Source organism: Flammeovirga kamogawensis (genome assembly GCF_018736065.1).
In the GTDB taxonomy this organism is placed as follows: Bacteria; Bacteroidota; Bacteroidia; order Cytophagales; family Flammeovirgaceae; genus Flammeovirga; species Flammeovirga kamogawensis.
The window spans coordinates 3714000-3730000 of the sequence record NZ_CP076128.1; the positions used below are offsets into that span (position 1 = coordinate 3714000).

Below are 16001 nucleotides of genomic sequence, written 5' to 3' on the forward strand. Positions count from 1 at the left end.
GTAGGAGTCAATTTTAATGCATAGCAAAAAAGCTGTCTCTTGGTAAGGGACAGTATAAATTGACTGGTGTATTGAGAAAACAATTACATGACTAGTATCGCTAGATATATTTTGAAATGGAAATTAAATATTGAAGTGTAATGTTAATAAAAAAAAACAGCAAACAAAAACCCCTTCAGTATTAATGAGTTAAATACGAAGGGATTCTTTATTGTGAGACTATTTCTTAAGAAGATCGATTATTTTACCTCCTAAAACAGTACTAATTTTTTCATAGGATTCGAAAGACCACCCACCTACATGCGGAGTGAATATTACCCGATTATCATCACAAAGTTTATTGAAAATACGTTCCTGATCTTCTGATAATGTATGTAGCTTTTCATTTTCAAGAACATCTAAACCAGCGGCAATTATTTTTCCATTATCAAGTCCCCATTCTATTGTTGAGAAAGGGATAACCTCTCCACGAGCAAGGTTTAATAAATAAATAGGTTTATTAAATGCACCTAAATAGTCTTTTGTAAAAAGGTGTTTATTTTCTTTATTTAATGGAATATGAAAACTCAATACATCAGCTTCTTTCTGAATTTGCTCTAAAGATGCCTCTTGAGCGTATTCATCTCCGTAGTTTGATTTTCCATTGTCATAAGCAAGAACTTTACAGCCAAAACCAATTAAACGTTTGGCAAAAGCTTTACCCATATTGCCATAACCAATTATACCAACTGTTCTAGTAGAAAGTTCGTGCCCTCTATTTTCTTCGCGGAGCCATAATTTCTGACGAACTTCTGTATTTCCAATATGAAGGAAATTCATTAAACAGAGTAACATAGCAATGGTATGTTCACCTACAGCATCCATATTTCCTTCAGGAGCATTTAGTAAAGTAATATTTCTACGTTGTAAATATTCTTCATCAATTTCATCTACACCAGCTCCAGCACGGGCAATAAAACGCAACTTTGGAGCAAGTTCTAATAACTCTACACCAATCTTCATTTTACTTCTTAATATAAGCCCATTATAATCTTTAATTACATTTGGTACTTCTTCTACAGCAATACCTGGATTGTATGTAACCTCAATATTTTCTTGCTCCAGAATAGGTAAAATTGCATCATGTAATTTATCTATTATTAAAACCTTTGTCATATGTGCTAGATATATTTTATATTATGTTTGAATTGGAAAAAGATAGTATAATTTCTTATTTATCTTTATCGTCATTAAAAATCTACAAATCTCAGAGCATAAAAGGAAAAACCTTTAAGCATGTTCTAAATATCAAATTTAGAAGCAATAATGAAAAACCGTTCTATTAATACCCTACAATTATCAATATTTTTCTTTTTAAGCTGTATTTCAGTTACAGTATTTGGACAACGAGTCTATAAAGAGCATAAAATAGATGGACAAAATTTAGTAATCACTACAAATGATGGTTCAATAACTTTAAGACCTTTTGCTTCACAAATTCTAGAAACTCAATTTTATCCAAATGGAGTAGAAACACTACCACTATCAGAAGCCGTTATTATGGCTCCTAATAAAGTGGAGATTGATTTAAAAGATGAAGGAACAACGTTGGTATTCCATGTGGGTAATGGAATTATTGCTCGAATTAATAAATCACCATTACAAATAGCTTATTATTTTAATAATGAGAAATTATTAGAAGAATCTGAAGGATATTTTGATGCAGATACTTTAAAAGGTTTCAAATTTAAAATTCAAGAAGGAGAAGCTTTATATGGTGCAGGAGAAAGAGCATTACCTCTCGATAGAAGAGGACATAGGTTACCTCTGTATAATAGAGCACATTATTCTAATGAAGAAGTTGCTACTCAAATGAATTATGGAATGCCTTTAATGATTTCTTCTAAGAAATATGCACTTTTATACGACAATGCACCTATAGGTTTTATTGATATAGGAAAACGTAAGTCAGATGAATTATCATTTGAAACGATAGGAGGAAGATCTAGCTATGTTATTGTAGCAGGAACGGATTTTAAAGATTTATTAAATGAATTTACAGATTTAACAGGAAAACAACCGTTACCTCCTAGGTGGATGTTTGGAAATTTTGCTTCTAGATTTGGATATCACTCTCAAAAAGAAGTAGAGACTACAGTTAAAGAATTTAGAGAGAAAGAAGTCCCTTTAGATGCAATAATACTTGACTTATATTGGTTTGGGAAAGATGTAAAAGGTACAATGGGAAACCTAGAGTGGTATAAAGAAGCATTTCCTGACCCAACTAAAATGATAGAATCATTAAATAACGAAAATGTAAAAACAATTCTAATTACAGAACCTTTTATATTAACTTCTTCATCTAAATGGGAAGATGCTAAAGAAAGTAAGGTTTTGGGAACAGATAAATATGGAAAACCTTTTGTTTACGATTTCTTTTTTGGAGAGACAGGCTTGGTAGATGTATTTAAGCCGGAAGCACAGACTTGGTTTTGGAATATTTATAAAGGTTTAGCAGATCAAGGTGTTGCAGGATGGTGGGGAGACCTTGGAGAACCCGAAGTGCATCCATCTAAATTGCAGCATGTAAATGGTTCTGCTGATGAAGTACATAATATCTATGGTCAGAATTGGGCTAAACTTATTTATGATGGTTATCGCAAAGATTTTCCTAATAAGCGTCCTTTTATTTTAATGAGATCAGGTTATGTGGGTTCACAACGTTATGGAATGATTCCATGGTCTGGTGATGTAAATAGAAGTTTTGGAGGGTTAACTCCACAATCTCAAATTTCTATGACAATGGGGTTAAGTGGTGTTCCTTATATGCACTCTGATTTAGGAGGGTTTGTAAACTGGGACATGAAACAGGAAGATATTTTGGAACTATATGTAAGGTGGTTAGAGTATGGAGTTTTTCAGCCTGTATTTAGACCCCATGCACAAGAATCTATTCCTTCAGAAGTAATTCATTATAAAGGAGAAACTTTTGATATTGTAAAAAAATACATTGAATACAGATACAAAATGTTACCCTATAACTATTCTTTAGCTTATGAGAATAGCACTAAAGGAACTCCATTGTTAAGACCTTTATTTATGGAGGAAAAGGATAATCCTGCATTGCAGAATATATCAGATACGTATATGTGGGGAGATGCTTATGTTGTTGCTCCTGTAACTAAAGAAGGACAAACTACAAGGAAATTATACTTACCTAAAGGACATAATTGGTATCACTTATGGACAGGTGAAAAGTATAAGGGCGGTGATTGGGTGACAGTAGATACTCCTTTAGATCAATTGCCTGTTTTTGTAAAGGGAGGAGCAATTATACCTTTAGCTACAAAAAGATTACAATCAACAGAAGAATATTCTTCTGCGGAATTGACTTTTCAGATATGGAATGATGCAGAAGTGGAAACATCTTCTAGAGTAATGTTTGATGATAATGGAGTATCAACAAATTCAATAGAAAATAAGGCATTTGAATTATTGAATGTTAGCTTAAAGAATAAGAAAAAAAACGTAGAAATTACTTTATCTAAAGACGGAGGTTACAGAGAAGCTCCTGCTAGTAGAATGATAACTTTAGAAATTCATAATGTCAACTTACCCCCAAAAAATGTAGGAATTGGTAAGAAGAAAATGCCTGCAGAAAAATGTGATATGGGATATGATAAAGTAAATAAAATATTGTTTGTTACTTTAAAATGGACAGGTGAGGAAAGAACAATTTATATTACTAAAGGGAAAAAATAAACATAAACTTTAATTGCTAAGTTCTCAAAAATGCTAGCAGTTATAAATATTTAAGACCCACTTTCAGCTATTTTGGAAGTGGGTTTTTAGTTTTTTTTAACCAAACAAAACTTTTTTGTTGAATCCCAAACTTTAAAAATGCAGTTATAAAGTTTAAATGTTTAACTATTTTAATATAACTACGCATGGAAATTTTATTATCATACTTGCTTGTCATTAACATAATTAGTGTTGTTGTAGTTTTGTTAGATTATAAAAGAATAATTGGTAGAGTTCCATCTATTGCCTTTCATGGTTTGGAATTATTAGGTGGGGTAGTAGTAATGCTTCCTATTTTATATATACTAAGATATAGAGTAACAAAGGAAAGCTATTTTCTAGTCTCACTTTGGACATTGACAATTTGGTTTTTTATCAGTTATATTAAGATTGGAATATTTGGATAAAAAATAAACTAAAGAAGTTGAATCTACTCATCTTATAGTATATTTGAACTTCAAATTTGATATTCCCCATTCCATGATAAATAAAGTTTATTTTTTTATTTGTTGCTTTTTAATATTAGCATCAACTTCTTCTGCTCAGAATTTTTTAGACTTCGAAAAAGATAGTGTGTTCTTAGGTAAGCTATCGTCGAATTTAGATACAATAAGGTATTCTTTCAAGTTTGATGTAAAGTCAACGTCATCAATAAGCATAGATACTGTAATTACAGATTGTGCATGTTCTTTGCCATCTTATTCATCAAATAAGATTATTAAAGGTGAAGGGGGGACGATTGATATTACTTATATTCCATATAAAGCAGGCCCGTTTACAAAAGTATTTACAGTAAGGTTAAATGACAGTAAGCAAGAATATAAACTGAAGTTGGCAGGGTTTATTCGCCCTTCTAAAATATCATTTGATAAGCTTTACCCGTATGGAGAAAAAATAAAATGGAGTCATAAAAAAGTAAGTTTTGGTATGTTGACAGCTCAAGGTACAGCATCAAAAACAGTTTATTTCTATAACAATACAGACGATACATTAAGGTTTGAGAAAGCTCCTAACACTCCAGATTATTTGGGCGTTTTAATTGATAGTGGGCAGTATGAAGTAATGCCTAATGCAGAAGGCTCTTTTGAGTTATTTATAAAACCAGAAGATAGAGAAGAATTTGGGTATGCTCAGGATACTTTTTCTATAGTATTATCAAACGGTAAGGAGGAATTAACATCAAACTGTATTGTTTCAGCATCAGTTCAATATCCAGAATCAGAAGGGGATGGTCCTAAACCTAAAATGGGGCTATCATCTACTTATATGAACTTAGGTAACGTTAAAAATAATGGAGAGAAGATAATTACATTGTCTGTAATGAACACAGGTAAAGTACCTCTTAAAATTCTCAAAGTAGAAACAAATCATGGATTATCTCTTTTGAGTATAGAGGATAATGAAGTACAACCATTTGAAACAGTCAATGTAAATGTTCGCTATTTAGAAACACCAAGAACAGGTAAAGAAACAAGATCATTTACCTTATTTACAAATGATCCTATAGATCCTGTAACAATTATAACAGTAAAAGCGAACGTTATTAAGTAACCTTTTTCGTATTTTTATTACTCTTAAAAGTAACTGATTTCTGAAATTAGTTACTTTTTTTTGTGCCAATTATTAAGTGGTACGCATTTTTTAAAGGTGGTACGGGGTAATTTATATAAAGGGGCGATTGTGTTTGTATAGTTTTTCATATTGAGATTATATGAAATGAAAACTATCACAATACTCTATATTAACATGAAAGCAATCCTATTAATTACTTTACTTTTTTCCATGACTGTGTCTTATGCTAGCCAATATAAACCCAATGGTGAAAGAACACTCAGTACAATTAATGAGTGGCAGAACGCAACAAATTGGGTGAAATTAGGCGGAGGAAGTGGGTATCCAACTTCAAATGATGAAATTATTTTTTCTACTAATGCAAAACTTACAATAGACTTTGATTTAGCAAATGAAGGTATACAGGTGTATTTAAGCTTCGGAGATGATGGGCAACTTACACTTAACACAAATGCTAATCTTTATGTATTAGGTAGTATTACAATGAATTCTAGCAATCCTGAATTAAAGGTTTTCGGAACGTTAGAAGTAGAAAATAATTTCAATTTAGATAATGGAAATCTATTCATTAAAGATGGAGGTATCTTTACAGTAAATGGAAATTTCACAAGATCTGATATTGGAAGTGGACAATTAGAAATAGGAGGGACTGGAACAGAATTTCATGTTGCCGGAGATTTTAATGATCAGCATTATACACCATCTGTATATAGCGATCCTCTTATTGATATTGTAGGAAGTTGTGCGACAAAACAGGGTTCTTTTTGTGATATGAATTTACCTGTAGAATTAATTTCTTTTGAAGTGAAAGTAAGTACTTTAGGTAATGAAATTATATGGTCGACGGCTTCAGAAATTAATAATAGCCACTTTCAAATTTACTCTTCAAATGATAATAGAAAATGGATTAAAGTAGGAGAAGTAGCAGGAAATGGGAATAGCAATATCCAGATTAATTATTCTTTTGTAGATACTAATTCTTCAGCCTTAAAAACAAATATGTACTATAAGCTTATACAATTTGATTTTGATGGTAACTCTGAATCTTTTGGACCATTGAAAGTAAATAGTGAAGTTGATACAAAAAGAACGATTCTAGTATACCCAACAGACTTATCTAAAGGGGAAGATTTATTTATTCAACGTTCAATTTTAGATAATCAATCAATAAAAATAACAGTGATTGATTCTCAAGGCAAAGTATCGAAGAGTTATAAACAATCTTCATTTGAAAGTAATGGTGTAATTGAGAATCAATATTTTACTAGAGGAATGAATATAGTATTACTTGAAGAAGGTAAAGAAACCTATGTGTTTAAAATTTTAAAATAAAAAAAAGGTGAATCTCGAAAGATTCACCTTAATATCTATATCGATAATTTTAGTAAGACTAAAATTATTTGATTTCGATTTCAGCACCTTCAGCAGCAAGAGCATCTTTTAATGCTTCAGCTTCTTCTTTAGAGATACCTTCTTTTACTGCAGCAGGAGCAGAATCAGCTAATTCTTTAGCTTCTTTTAATCCAAGACCAGCAGCAGACTTAAGAGCCTTAACTACTTTTAATTTAGCTGAACCAGCTGACTTCAAGATAACATCGAATTCAGTTTTTTCTTCAGCAGCTTCTGCACCACCTGCAGCAGCAACCATAACTGGAGCAGCAGCAGCTGCTGGCTCGATACCGTGCTCATCTTTTAAGATTGTAGCAAGTTCTTGTACTTCCTTAACTGTTAAGTTTACTAACTCTTCTGCAACTTTTTTCAAATCTGCCATTTTCTTTTTACTTTAAAACGTGTTTTTTAAATAATTACTATATATTTGGAAGCAACTAGGCGTAACTATTACATACCATGTTGCGAGAGGTTTGTATTAGAAAAGAGTATATTACTCTCCTTTCTCCTCTAGCGTTTTCAATAAGCCAGAAATTGTCTGACCGCTTGATTGAAGCGCACTAACAACACTCTTAGCAGGAGATTGCAATAATCCTAAGACATCGCCAATAAGTTCTGCTTTCGATTTTACAGCTGTTAAAGCTTCTAAATGCTCTTCTCCTACATAAATACCGCCGTCAATGCAAGCGCCTTTTAATGCTGGAATCTTACGATCTTTAGGCATATCCTTTTGGAATGCTTTAAGAACCTTTGCAGGTTCAGATCCTGATTCAGGAGAGAACAAGATACCTGACATACCTTTAAGAGCTCCGCTCTTAAGTTCAGCATAGTCTGTATCTGACTCTAATTTGTCAAGAGCTTTCGCAATTAGCGTGTTCTTGACTACTTGATATTCAATACCCTTTGCAAAGCAAGCCTTACGGAACTTGTTTACTTCATCAACTGTTAATGTAGCTCCATTAACAATGTAGAAGTAATCAGTAGCCGCCAATTTTTGGCTTAACTCCTCAACGAGTTGTACTTTCTGATCTTTTGTCATAATTAGCTATCGATTGATCCCTTGTCAACTTTGACACCAGGGCCCATAGTTGTAGAAACCGTTACGCTCTTAAAATATGTACCTTTTGCAGAAGAAGGCTTCAACTTAGATAAAGTCGCAAGTAACTCCGCTGCATTATCATTCAATTGTGCAGCACTAAAAGATGCTTTACCAATTGATGTATGGATAATACCAGTTTTGTCAACCTTAAAGTCGATTTTACCAGCTTTCACTTCTTTTACAGCTTTTCCAACTTCTAAAGTTACAGTACCCGCTTTAGGGTTTGGCATTAGACCACGAGGACCTAAAACTCTACCTAAACGACCTACTTTCGCCATTACTGTTGGCATAGTGATGATTACATCAATGTCAGTCCATCCGCCTTCAATCTTTTTGATGAATTCGTCAAGACCAGCGTAATCAGCACCTGCTGCTTTAGCTTCTTCTTCTTTGTCTGGAGTCACTAGTGCAAGGACACGTACTTCTTTACCAACACCGTGAGGAAGTGTAACCACACCACGAACCATTTGGTCAGCTTTACGTGGATCAACACCTAAACGGATGTCAAGATCTACAGAAGCATCGAACTTCTCGAAAGATAATTCTTTCACAAGTTCAGTAGCTTTCTCCAGCGTGTATTCTTGAGTTCTATCGTATTTAGATAGCGCCTCTTTTCTTTTCTTTGATACTGCCATAGTTAAAACTATTATACTTGTACAAGATTAAGCTTCCCAAGGAGCTACCCCTTCTACTGTGATACCCATGCTACGAGCTGTACCCGCAACCATTTTCATACCTGACTCAACTGTAGAACAGTTTAAATCTGGTAATTTAGTCTCTGCAATCGCTCTTAATTGATCCCAAGTTACCGAAGCAACTTTGGTACGGTTTGGCTCTGATGAACCTTTTTTAATTTTTGCCGCATCCATGATCAAATTAGCCGCTGGAGGAGTTTTAATTACAAATTCGAAAGACTTGTCTTTGAAAATAGTAATTAATACAGGCAATAATTGCCCTCCTTTGTCTTGTGTTCTAGCGTTGAACTGCTTACAGAAATCCATAATGTTCAAACCCTTAGAACCTAACGCAGGACCTACTGGCGGCGACGGATTGGCTGCTCCACCTTTAATTTGGAGCTTCAGGAAACCTTCGATTTCTTTTGCCATCTTATTCTTCTTTTTCTACTTGTTTATAATCGAGTTCCACTGGTGCATTGCGACCGAAGATCTTCACCATGACATTGAGTTTTTTCTTCTCTTCGAAGACTTCCTCTACGCTTCCAGAGAATCCAGAGAATGGACCATCCATAACGCGTACTGTTTCGCCAACAGAGTAAGACGTGTCATGTTTAACTTCGCCTTCGTCAGACTCGTCGACTTTGCCAAGGATCTGATTGATTTCAGAATCACGCATAGGTTTTGGAAGCACTGAAGGATCTTTTGAATCTGCATTCAGAAAGCCTATGACACCGGGAACACTATTAATCGTGTGTTGAACCTCACCATTTGATAAATCAGCTTCAACTATAACATATCCTGGGAGTAAGTTTTTCTCAACGGCAATTTTTTTAACTTTACCATCTCTCTGCTTTCTCGCCTGATAAACTTTCTCTGTAGGAACTAAAACCTGAGTGATAAAGTTCTGTAGGTTCTGATTTTCTAATTCTTTCAGTAGATAATCTTTAACCTTCTTCTCTTGGCCACTTACAGCTCTAACTACATACCATTTAAGTTCACCCATTGTTATTATGTTTAATCTGTTGAGGTTTCTTAATTAAAAATTTGATCCTCACGCTTATTATTAATAAGCAGTGTAGAATGCTGTCAAAATCTCATTGAAACCAAAGTCTACTGCTCCGATTACCAATGCAAAAACTACTGATGCTACAAGAACAAGTACAGAACTGTCTTGAGCTTCTTTGAACGACAACCATGTTACGTTGTCAGTCATTTCAGTATATGACTCTTTGATGAAATTGATTATTTTATTCATAATTCTTACGAATTTTTACACAAAAAAATGCTGTTTAAGTATATACAGCATTATATCCATGTGAATGTTTAAAATTTTATTCGAGCTGCAATATAACAGTTCAAATTTAATTTGCACGGGTGGTAGGATTCGAACCCACGACCTGCGGTTTTGGAGACCGTAACTCTACCAACTGAGCTACACCCGTTTATCATCTAATTTTCAAGGCTTTAGATACCCTCTCTAATTTTCTGAGTTGCAAAGGTAAATACTTGAATAGAATAAACAAACTTAAGAGGTAAAATTTTTCTTAATTCATATTAATATACAGTGAGTTATACGTTAATAAACTATATTGCACTTATTAATACTAGTGATAGAACAGCTGTAAGGGCTCTAAAGGAGCTTTTTGATTATTTTTTATATGAAAAAGTATTTTTTGTTATTAAATGTTTATCTGTGTTTTTCTATAGTATCTTTTGCTCAAGACAAAGTAGACCTTTCCAACAACCTAAAATTGATTAATGGTGTATTAGCAATAAATGCTAAATCTTTATCAGGAGAAGATTCTTTTTTTCAATTGTCTGAGAAAAGATCTAAAAAAACAGTTTTTTGGGAAGTGTTTAGGGAAAAGGGGACTTTAAAAAGAAACTATGCAGTAGAAAAACTACCTAAAGGTGTTTATAATTTCCAATTTGCATTAGATGGGAAAGCACTTTATGGAGAAGTTTCTAATGTTACTAATAGTACATCTCTTAAAGTATATCATAGTGCCGATTATAAAAGACCTTATTTTAATGCAAACCTAATTGAAGATACATTATCCTTAGATGGTTTTTTTGCACAAGATGAAATTGTAGAAATTTCTATTAAAAATGAAAATGAAGAAGAAGATGCTTATAATGTTAAGGTAAATCTTAACCAAGGTAAACTTAAAACAGAATATATACTGTCTGATTTATTACCTGGATTTTATGTAGTAAGAGCAAAATTAAAGGATAGAACCTTCGTTCGAAATTTTAATTTAAAATAATTTGATATGTAAATTGTTGCTTTTCAAATAGTTTACGTTTGTTTAGTTTATTTTTATGTTTTTTATTTTGTAGATAAGAAAAAGTCCTATACATTTGCACTCGCAATCGGGACAAACGGTCACGGTTAAAGATACAATTAGTGGGATAATAAGTAATTATTGTAATGCTTCTGGGGGAGTTCCAGAGCGGTCAAATGGGACGGACTGTAAATCCGTTGCTTCGGCTTCGCAAGTTCGAATCTTGCCTCCCCCACTATACAATTTTACATATTCTGGGGGAGTTCCAGAGCGGTCAAATGGGACGGACTGTAAATCCGTTGCTTCGGCTTCGCAAGTTCGAATCTTGCCTCCCCCACTGCAAATTGTATTTGCGAGTGTAGCTCAGCTGGTAGAGCGACAGCCTTCCAAGCTGTAGGTCGCGGGTTCGAACCTCGTCACTCGCTCTAAGGTCAATCTAGAAATAGGTTGACCTTTTTGTTTATATAATGTTTTTCTGATTTTGGAATACATTATTATTTATATCTACTAGTTTACAGTGCTTTAGATAAGTATTGTGATTTTATCTGTTCTTTTATTGGGATATTTGAAAAATCAGTAGTTATATTTGCATCACCAGAATAAAACATGCGAGTGTAGCTCAGCTGGTAGAGCGACAGCCTTCCAAGCTGTAGGTCGCGGGTTCGAACCTCGTCACTCGCTCAAAAAAAAGGATCAATTCATATTTGAATTGATCCTTTTTGCATTTTAGATATTTCTGAACTCTATTTTTCTAAAGTATCACTTTGTTTGTCAGCTACCTTTTCAATACCAATAACTAATAAGAAACCAACTAATGCTAAAATTATAGCTAATATTAATTGATTGTCACCCTCGAAATTTTGGGGTAATAAATTACTTTCTAATAATGGTTTAATATTACCATGTCTATCAGTATAAGTTTCTACAACTTCTTTCCATGGCCATACTTTATTAAGAGAACCAATCATAAAGCCAGTAAGTAAAGCAATAGTTATATCATGGAATTTATTGAGTAGAAAAGTTAATACTCTTGCAAAGGATACGATACCAATACCCGCCCCTGCACAGAAAACAGCAATTACATCAAGCTTAAAATTACTAATAGAATCAAGTATGTTATGATATTGTCCCATTAGTAACAGCATAAATGCTCCTGAAATACCAGGTAAAATCATTGCACAGATAGCAACCATACCAGCAAGAAATATATATATTAAACCTTCTGGAGATTGAGCAGGAGTAGCAATAGTTATATAATAAGAAAGGCTAGTTCCTATTATGAGAGATATTATGCTACCGATGTTCCATTTCCCTACTTGTTTTTGTACTAATATTGCGGAAGCAATGATTAGACCGAAGAAGAAAGACCACAAACCAATAGGTTCATTCTCTAAAAGATATTTCATCAGTTTAGCTAAACTGATAATTGCAGTACCAATTCCTAGAAATAATGGTAATAAGAAACCTAAATCAAGTTTATCCCATAATTCTTTAAACTTAAATTTAGAAAATAGTTTTAATGCTTCTATATCAACAGCACTAATTGCTTTTAATAGGCGTTCATAAATGCCAGTAATAAATGCAACGGTTCCTCCAGAAACACCAGGTACAACATCTGCAGACCCCATAGCAATTCCTTTAAGGAATATAAAGAATTTTTCTTTCATCTTTTGTCTTATATATTTTGGAGTAAAGATAATATTTTGCTGTTTATAATTGTGATAATATAATTCTATATCATTTAATTTAGAAGATGAAAAAGAGAAGAGCATCAATCGATATGGGGACAAATACATTTCAGTTATTAATAGCTGATGTAGTTAATGAAACAAGTATTGAAAAAGTATATCAAGAGGATATTTTTGTGAGATTAGGAAAGGGAGGGATCTCCAGAGGGGTGCTTACACAAGAAGCAATGCATAGAGCTTATGATGCGTTAGAGGTTTTCAATATAAAAATTAAAGAATTTGATGTGAAAAATGTAGTTGCAGGAGCAACAAGTGCAGTAAGGTCAGCAGTAAATGGAATGGATTTTATAGAAACTATCCATTCTAGGTTTGGGTATACTCCTAAAATTATTGAAGGTAATGAAGAAGCTAATGTTATTTATCATGGAGTAAAATCAGATATTGTTCTATCTGAAACTTCTATAATAATGGATATTGGAGGTGGAAGTGTTGAATTTATTATTTGTGATAATGAGTGCGTTTTATGGAAGCAAAGTTTTGAAATTGGCGCACAACGATTATTTGATTTATTCTGCAAACAAGATCCAATAGCTCAACAAGATTTGAATGAGCTGAATGACTTTGTTGTTAAAAGTCTTAGTGATTTATGGATCGCAGTAAAATTTTATTCACCTACAAAAATAATTGGAGCAGCAGGTACTTTTGAAACTTTACAAGAAATATATGGGTCAAAAAATTCTATAGTACCTTCAGAGGTCAAAAAAGTAGAAGTTTTGGCTTATAAAGAAATGTACAAAATGTTCATAAGTTATACCTTGTCAGAGCGTTTATTGATACCAGGACTTATCAAACAAAGGGTGAATATGATCGTCCCAGCTTCAGCGTTATTAATGACTGTTTTGGAGGTGCTAAATTTCTCAGAAATTGAGATTTCAGGAGCCTCATTAAGAGAAGGTTTGTTACTCTATAAGGTTGGTTAATTTCTCAAATACAAACGAATTAATCTTAGTTTTTATCCTAAATCAAGTTTAAAAATTTAAAAAATCACTTTTTTATTAAATTAGTAAGGTTTGTTAGCATACTCTTAACAAAGATTTAATTATTGCTTTTTTTTAGTTTAAAATGTTGATAATTAATGCTTTATTTGCGTATATTGGGCTCCTCTCGGTAAGACTTAAAGTTAAAAAAAACAATAATTCAATGATTATTGTATCTATTTTTAAGTTAGATGTTTGAAGTTTTTGAAAATCAATTTACCTTTGCATCTCGAATAGATACGAGAACTATTTTTGATAAGTCTCAAATCTAATTTTTGGGAAGGTTCCAGAGCGGTCAAATGGGACGGACTGTAAATCCGTTGCTTCGGCTTCGCAGGTTCGAATCCTGCCCCTCCCACTATCAATAAATGAAGCTGTTTTATAAATAGACGATTTTATCGAGAAAGGTGTAGTTAGTGTTCTTCAGATCTCTAATTATGTCTTTAAAAGCAAAGTCGAGACCTTCTGCCTTTAGAAACGCGGACAACGTTTAAAAGCTGCCGTAGCTCAGGGGTAGAGCACTTCCTTGGTAAGGAAGAGGTCGGGAGTTCAATTCTCCTCGGCAGCTCGATTTTACTTTAAAATCTGAAGATTGAAATCTATTAATTGTATATAATTCTTTTTTAAAAAGATGGCTAAGGAAACATTTGACCGTTCGAAACCGCACTTGAACATCGGTACTATCGGTCACGTTGACCACGGTAAAACTACTTTAACTGCGGCAATTTCATCAGTATTGGCAAACAAAGGACTTGCTGAGCAAAGAGATTTCTCACAAATTGATAACGCTCCGGAAGAGAAAGAACGTGGTATCACGATCAACACTTCTCACGTAGAATATCAAACTGAGAAACGTCACTATGCTCACGTTGACTGTCCAGGTCACGCCGATTACGTTAAAAACATGGTAACTGGTGCTGCTCAGATGGACGGTGCTATCCTTGTAGTAGCGGCAACTGATGGTGCTATGCCTCAAACAAAAGAACACATCCTTTTAGCTCGCCAGGTTGGTGTGCCTAAAATTGTTGTTTTCTTGAACAAAGCTGACATGGTTGATGACGAAGAGATGTTAGAGCTTGTTGAAATGGAAGTTGCTGAAGAATTAGAAAGCAAAGGCTATGACGACGCTCCAATTATCAGAGGATCAGCTCTTGGTGCTTTAAACGGAGAAGACAAGTGGGTTAAGACTGTTGAAGAGTTAATGGAAAATGTAGATGAGCATATTCCTCTTCCAGTTCGTGACGTAGACAAAGACTTCTTAATGCCAGTAGAGGACGTATTCTCGATCACAGGTCGTGGTACTGTTGCTACAGGTCGTATTGAGAAAGGTGTTGCTAACACAGGTGATGCTGTTGAAATCTTAGGTTTAGGTGATAAATTAACATCTACTATTACAGGTGTTGAGATGTTCCGTAAGATCTTAGATAGAGGTGAAGCTGGTGATAACGTTGGTATCCTTCTTAGAGGTGTAGACAAAGAGTCAATCAAGCGTGGTATGGTAATCTGTAAACCAGGTTCAGTAACTCCTCACGATAAGTTTACTGCTGAGATTTACGTATTATCAAAAGAAGAAGGTGGACGTCACACTCCATTCTTCAAAGGTTACAACCCTCAGTTCTACTTCCGTACAACTGACGTAACTGGTACTATCTCTTTACCTGACGGTGTAGAAATGGTAATGCCAGGTGATAACGTAACTATTACAGTTGATCTTCAAAAGGAAATCGCAATGGAGGAAGGTCTTCGTTTCGCTATCCGTGAAGGTGGACGTACAGTAGGTGCGGGTCAAGTAACGACTATCATCAATTAATTTATCTCAACGTAAGTTGATTTAATATATTGGAGGTTATCTAGCAATAGATAACCTCTTTTATTTTGTCAAAAAAATAGCGATACAGATTGTACTATCTATATCGCTATTTATTGTTTTGTACTAATTAAGCTAGTTAATATAAATATTACTTATTTTGATTTCTTGAGTTTCTCAAGTTCAAACATTATATCTCTTAATCTAGCAGCTTCTATAAAGTCTAAATCTTTTGCGGCTTTTTCCATTTCTTTTTTAACTGCAGCTATTTGAGCTTTGATATCTCCTTTTTCAGATGCTTGATAAGATGAGATTGCTTCAGCGGCTTTGCTCATGTCATTATCATCAAGTTGATATTCTTTAGAAATTCCTCCTTTTTTATCTGCAACTTGTGTTTGGTCAAAAATTGCATCTTGTGATTTCTTTACCGTTTTAGGCGTGATTCCATGCTCTAAATTGTATTCATGTTGAATTTTCCGACGACGTTTTGTTTCATCAATAGATTTTTGCATCGATTTTGTCATCTTATCAGCATACATAATCACTCGACCCTCTGAGTTTCTTGCAGCACGACCAATAGTTTGAACTAATGATCTAACATTTCTCAAAAAACCTTCTTTATCAGCATCCATGATTGCAACTAAAGAAACTTCTGGTAGATCAAGTC

The 16001-nt window shown here is 33.8% G+C and carries 16 protein-coding genes and 7 tRNA genes (1 of these 23 only partly in view); 13 read left to right on the top strand and 10 right to left on the bottom strand.

What is annotated here, in order from left to right:
* Positions 1-219 precede the first annotated feature (219 nt).
* Complete coding sequence (locus KM029_RS14940; RefSeq protein ID WP_144074014.1) at positions 220-1155, bottom strand: NAD(P)-dependent oxidoreductase; 936 nt, start codon at positions 1153-1155, stop codon at positions 220-222.
* Between the two features lie 150 nt (positions 1156-1305).
* Here KM029_RS14940 and KM029_RS14945 point away from each other — a divergent pair, with 150 nt between their 5' ends.
* From KM029_RS14945 to KM029_RS14960, 4 genes are all read left to right on the top strand, one after another.
* Complete coding sequence (locus KM029_RS14945; RefSeq protein WP_144074015.1) at positions 1306-3741, top strand: TIM-barrel domain-containing protein; 2436 nt, start codon at positions 1306-1308, stop codon at positions 3739-3741.
* 206 nt (positions 3742-3947) lie between these two features.
* The gene (locus KM029_RS14950; protein WP_144074016.1) at positions 3948-4187 is read left to right on the top strand and encodes a hypothetical protein; all 240 of its coding nucleotides are present in this window, start codon (positions 3948-3950) and stop codon (positions 4185-4187) included.
* 73 nt (positions 4188-4260) lie between these two features.
* A complete protein-coding gene (locus KM029_RS14955; protein WP_144074017.1) occupies positions 4261-5331 on the top strand; it encodes a DUF1573 domain-containing protein in 1071 nt (356 codons plus the stop codon).
* A gap of 195 nt (positions 5332-5526) precedes the next feature.
* The gene (locus KM029_RS14960; RefSeq protein WP_144074018.1) at positions 5527-6684 is read left to right on the top strand and encodes a hypothetical protein; all 1158 of its coding nucleotides are present in this window, start codon (positions 5527-5529) and stop codon (positions 6682-6684) included.
* A gap of 64 nt (positions 6685-6748) precedes the next feature.
* Here KM029_RS14960 and rplL read toward each other — a convergent pair whose 3' ends face one another.
* The 7 genes from rplL to KM029_RS14995 form a co-directional block, all read right to left on the bottom strand.
* Positions 6749-7123, bottom strand: a complete 375-nt coding sequence (rplL, locus tag KM029_RS14965; protein WP_144074019.1) for a 50S ribosomal protein L7/L12 — start codon at positions 7121-7123, stop codon at positions 6749-6751.
* Positions 7124-7234: 111 nt separating this feature from the next.
* Complete coding sequence (rplJ, locus tag KM029_RS14970) at positions 7235-7780, bottom strand: 50S ribosomal protein L10 (protein ID WP_144074020.1); 546 nt, start codon at positions 7778-7780, stop codon at positions 7235-7237.
* A gap of 2 nt (positions 7781-7782) precedes the next feature.
* Complete coding sequence (rplA, locus tag KM029_RS14975; protein WP_144074021.1) at positions 7783-8475, bottom strand: 50S ribosomal protein L1; 693 nt, start codon at positions 8473-8475, stop codon at positions 7783-7785.
* 27 nt (positions 8476-8502) lie between these two features.
* Positions 8503-8946 carry a 50S ribosomal protein L11 gene (gene rplK / locus KM029_RS14980; RefSeq protein WP_144074022.1) on the bottom strand — a complete coding sequence of 148 codons (444 nt, stop codon included), beginning with the start codon at positions 8944-8946 and terminating at the stop codon, positions 8503-8505.
* Between the two features lies 1 nt (position 8947).
* A complete protein-coding gene (gene nusG, locus KM029_RS14985; RefSeq protein WP_144074023.1) occupies positions 8948-9520 on the bottom strand; it encodes a transcription termination/antitermination protein NusG in 573 nt (190 codons plus the stop codon).
* A gap of 60 nt (positions 9521-9580) precedes the next feature.
* Positions 9581-9772, bottom strand: coding sequence for a preprotein translocase subunit SecE (gene secE / locus KM029_RS14990; RefSeq protein WP_144074024.1), 192 nt, complete (start codon positions 9770-9772; stop codon positions 9581-9583).
* 114 nt (positions 9773-9886) lie between these two features.
* Positions 9887-9959, bottom strand: a tRNA-Trp gene (locus KM029_RS14995).
* A gap of 216 nt (positions 9960-10175) precedes the next feature.
* Between KM029_RS14995 and KM029_RS15000 the strand changes: the two genes are divergently transcribed.
* The 5 genes from KM029_RS15000 (at position 10176) to KM029_RS15020 (ending at position 11483) form a co-directional block, all read left to right on the top strand.
* On the top strand, positions 10176-10784 hold the full coding sequence (locus KM029_RS15000; protein ID WP_144074025.1) for a hypothetical protein: 609 nt from the start codon (positions 10176-10178) through the stop codon (positions 10782-10784).
* 172 nt (positions 10785-10956) lie between these two features.
* Positions 10957-11037: transfer RNA gene (locus tag KM029_RS15005), tRNA-Tyr, on the top strand.
* A 21-nt stretch (positions 11038-11058) separates the two neighbouring features.
* Positions 11059-11139: transfer RNA gene (locus tag KM029_RS15010), tRNA-Tyr, on the top strand.
* A gap of 15 nt (positions 11140-11154) precedes the next feature.
* Positions 11155-11227 (top strand) — tRNA-Gly (locus KM029_RS15015).
* Positions 11228-11410: 183 nt separating this feature from the next.
* Positions 11411-11483: transfer RNA gene (locus tag KM029_RS15020), tRNA-Gly, on the top strand.
* Between the two features lie 62 nt (positions 11484-11545).
* Here KM029_RS15020 and KM029_RS15025 read toward each other — a convergent pair.
* The gene (locus tag KM029_RS15025) at positions 11546-12469 is read right to left on the bottom strand and encodes a DUF368 domain-containing protein (protein WP_205125441.1); all 924 of its coding nucleotides are present in this window, start codon (positions 12467-12469) and stop codon (positions 11546-11548) included.
* Positions 12470-12555: 86 nt separating this feature from the next.
* Here KM029_RS15025 and KM029_RS15030 point away from each other — a divergent pair, with 86 nt between their 5' ends.
* The 4 genes from KM029_RS15030 (at position 12556) to tuf (ending at position 15337) form a co-directional block, all read left to right on the top strand.
* Positions 12556-13470 (top strand): Ppx/GppA phosphatase family protein, encoded by a 915-nt coding sequence (locus KM029_RS15030; protein WP_144074026.1) that lies wholly within the window; start codon positions 12556-12558, stop codon positions 13468-13470.
* Positions 13471-13804: 334 nt separating this feature from the next.
* Positions 13805-13885, top strand: a tRNA-Tyr gene (locus KM029_RS15035).
* Between the two features lie 138 nt (positions 13886-14023).
* Positions 14024-14095 (top strand) — tRNA-Thr (locus tag KM029_RS15040).
* Positions 14096-14158: 63 nt separating this feature from the next.
* On the top strand, positions 14159-15337 hold the full coding sequence (gene tuf, locus KM029_RS15045) for an elongation factor Tu (protein WP_144074027.1): 1179 nt from the start codon (positions 14159-14161) through the stop codon (positions 15335-15337).
* 152 nt (positions 15338-15489) lie between these two features.
* On the opposite strand, the gene uvrB is transcribed toward tuf, so the two are convergent.
* Positions 15490-16001 carry the 3' end of an excinuclease ABC subunit UvrB gene (gene uvrB / locus KM029_RS15050; RefSeq protein ID WP_144074028.1) on the bottom strand. 1519 nt of this gene lie beyond the right edge of the window, so the window shows 512 of its 2031 coding nt (coding positions 1520-2031); its start codon lies off the right edge, out of view; its stop codon occupies positions 15490-15492.

Excerpts from the sequence above, each read along its gene's own strand:
- KM029_RS14940 (WP_144074014.1), bottom strand. The coding sequence starts at position 1,155 with ATGACAAAGGTTTTAATAATAGATAAATTACATGATGCAATTTTACCT.
- KM029_RS14945 (WP_144074015.1), top strand. The coding sequence starts at position 1,306 with ATGAAAAACCGTTCTATTAATACCCTACAATTATCAATATTTTTCTTT.
- KM029_RS14955 (WP_144074017.1), top strand. The coding sequence starts at position 4,261 with ATGATAAATAAAGTTTATTTTTTTATTTGTTGCTTTTTAATATTAGCA.
- KM029_RS14960 (WP_144074018.1), top strand. The coding sequence starts at position 5,527 with ATGAAAGCAATCCTATTAATTACTTTACTTTTTTCCATGACTGTGTCT.
- rplL (WP_144074019.1), bottom strand. The coding sequence starts at position 7,123 with ATGGCAGATTTGAAAAAAGTTGCAGAAGAGTTAGTAAACTTAACAGTT.
- rplJ (WP_144074020.1), bottom strand. The coding sequence starts at position 7,780 with ATGACAAAAGATCAGAAAGTACAACTCGTTGAGGAGTTAAGCCAAAAA.
- rplA (WP_144074021.1), bottom strand. The coding sequence starts at position 8,475 with ATGGCAGTATCAAAGAAAAGAAAAGAGGCGCTATCTAAATACGATAGA.
- rplK (WP_144074022.1), bottom strand. The coding sequence starts at position 8,946 with ATGGCAAAAGAAATCGAAGGTTTCCTGAAGCTCCAAATTAAAGGTGGA.
- nusG (WP_144074023.1), bottom strand. The coding sequence starts at position 9,520 with ATGGGTGAACTTAAATGGTATGTAGTTAGAGCTGTAAGTGGCCAAGAG.
- secE (WP_144074024.1), bottom strand. The coding sequence starts at position 9,772 with ATGAATAAAATAATCAATTTCATCAAAGAGTCATATACTGAAATGACT.
- KM029_RS15000 (WP_144074025.1), top strand. The coding sequence starts at position 10,176 with ATGAAAAAGTATTTTTTGTTATTAAATGTTTATCTGTGTTTTTCTATA.
- KM029_RS15025 (WP_205125441.1), bottom strand. The coding sequence starts at position 12,469 with ATGAAAGAAAAATTCTTTATATTCCTTAAAGGAATTGCTATGGGGTCT.
- KM029_RS15030 (WP_144074026.1), top strand. The coding sequence starts at position 12,556 with ATGAAAAAGAGAAGAGCATCAATCGATATGGGGACAAATACATTTCAG.
- tuf (WP_144074027.1), top strand. The coding sequence starts at position 14,159 with ATGGCTAAGGAAACATTTGACCGTTCGAAACCGCACTTGAACATCGGT.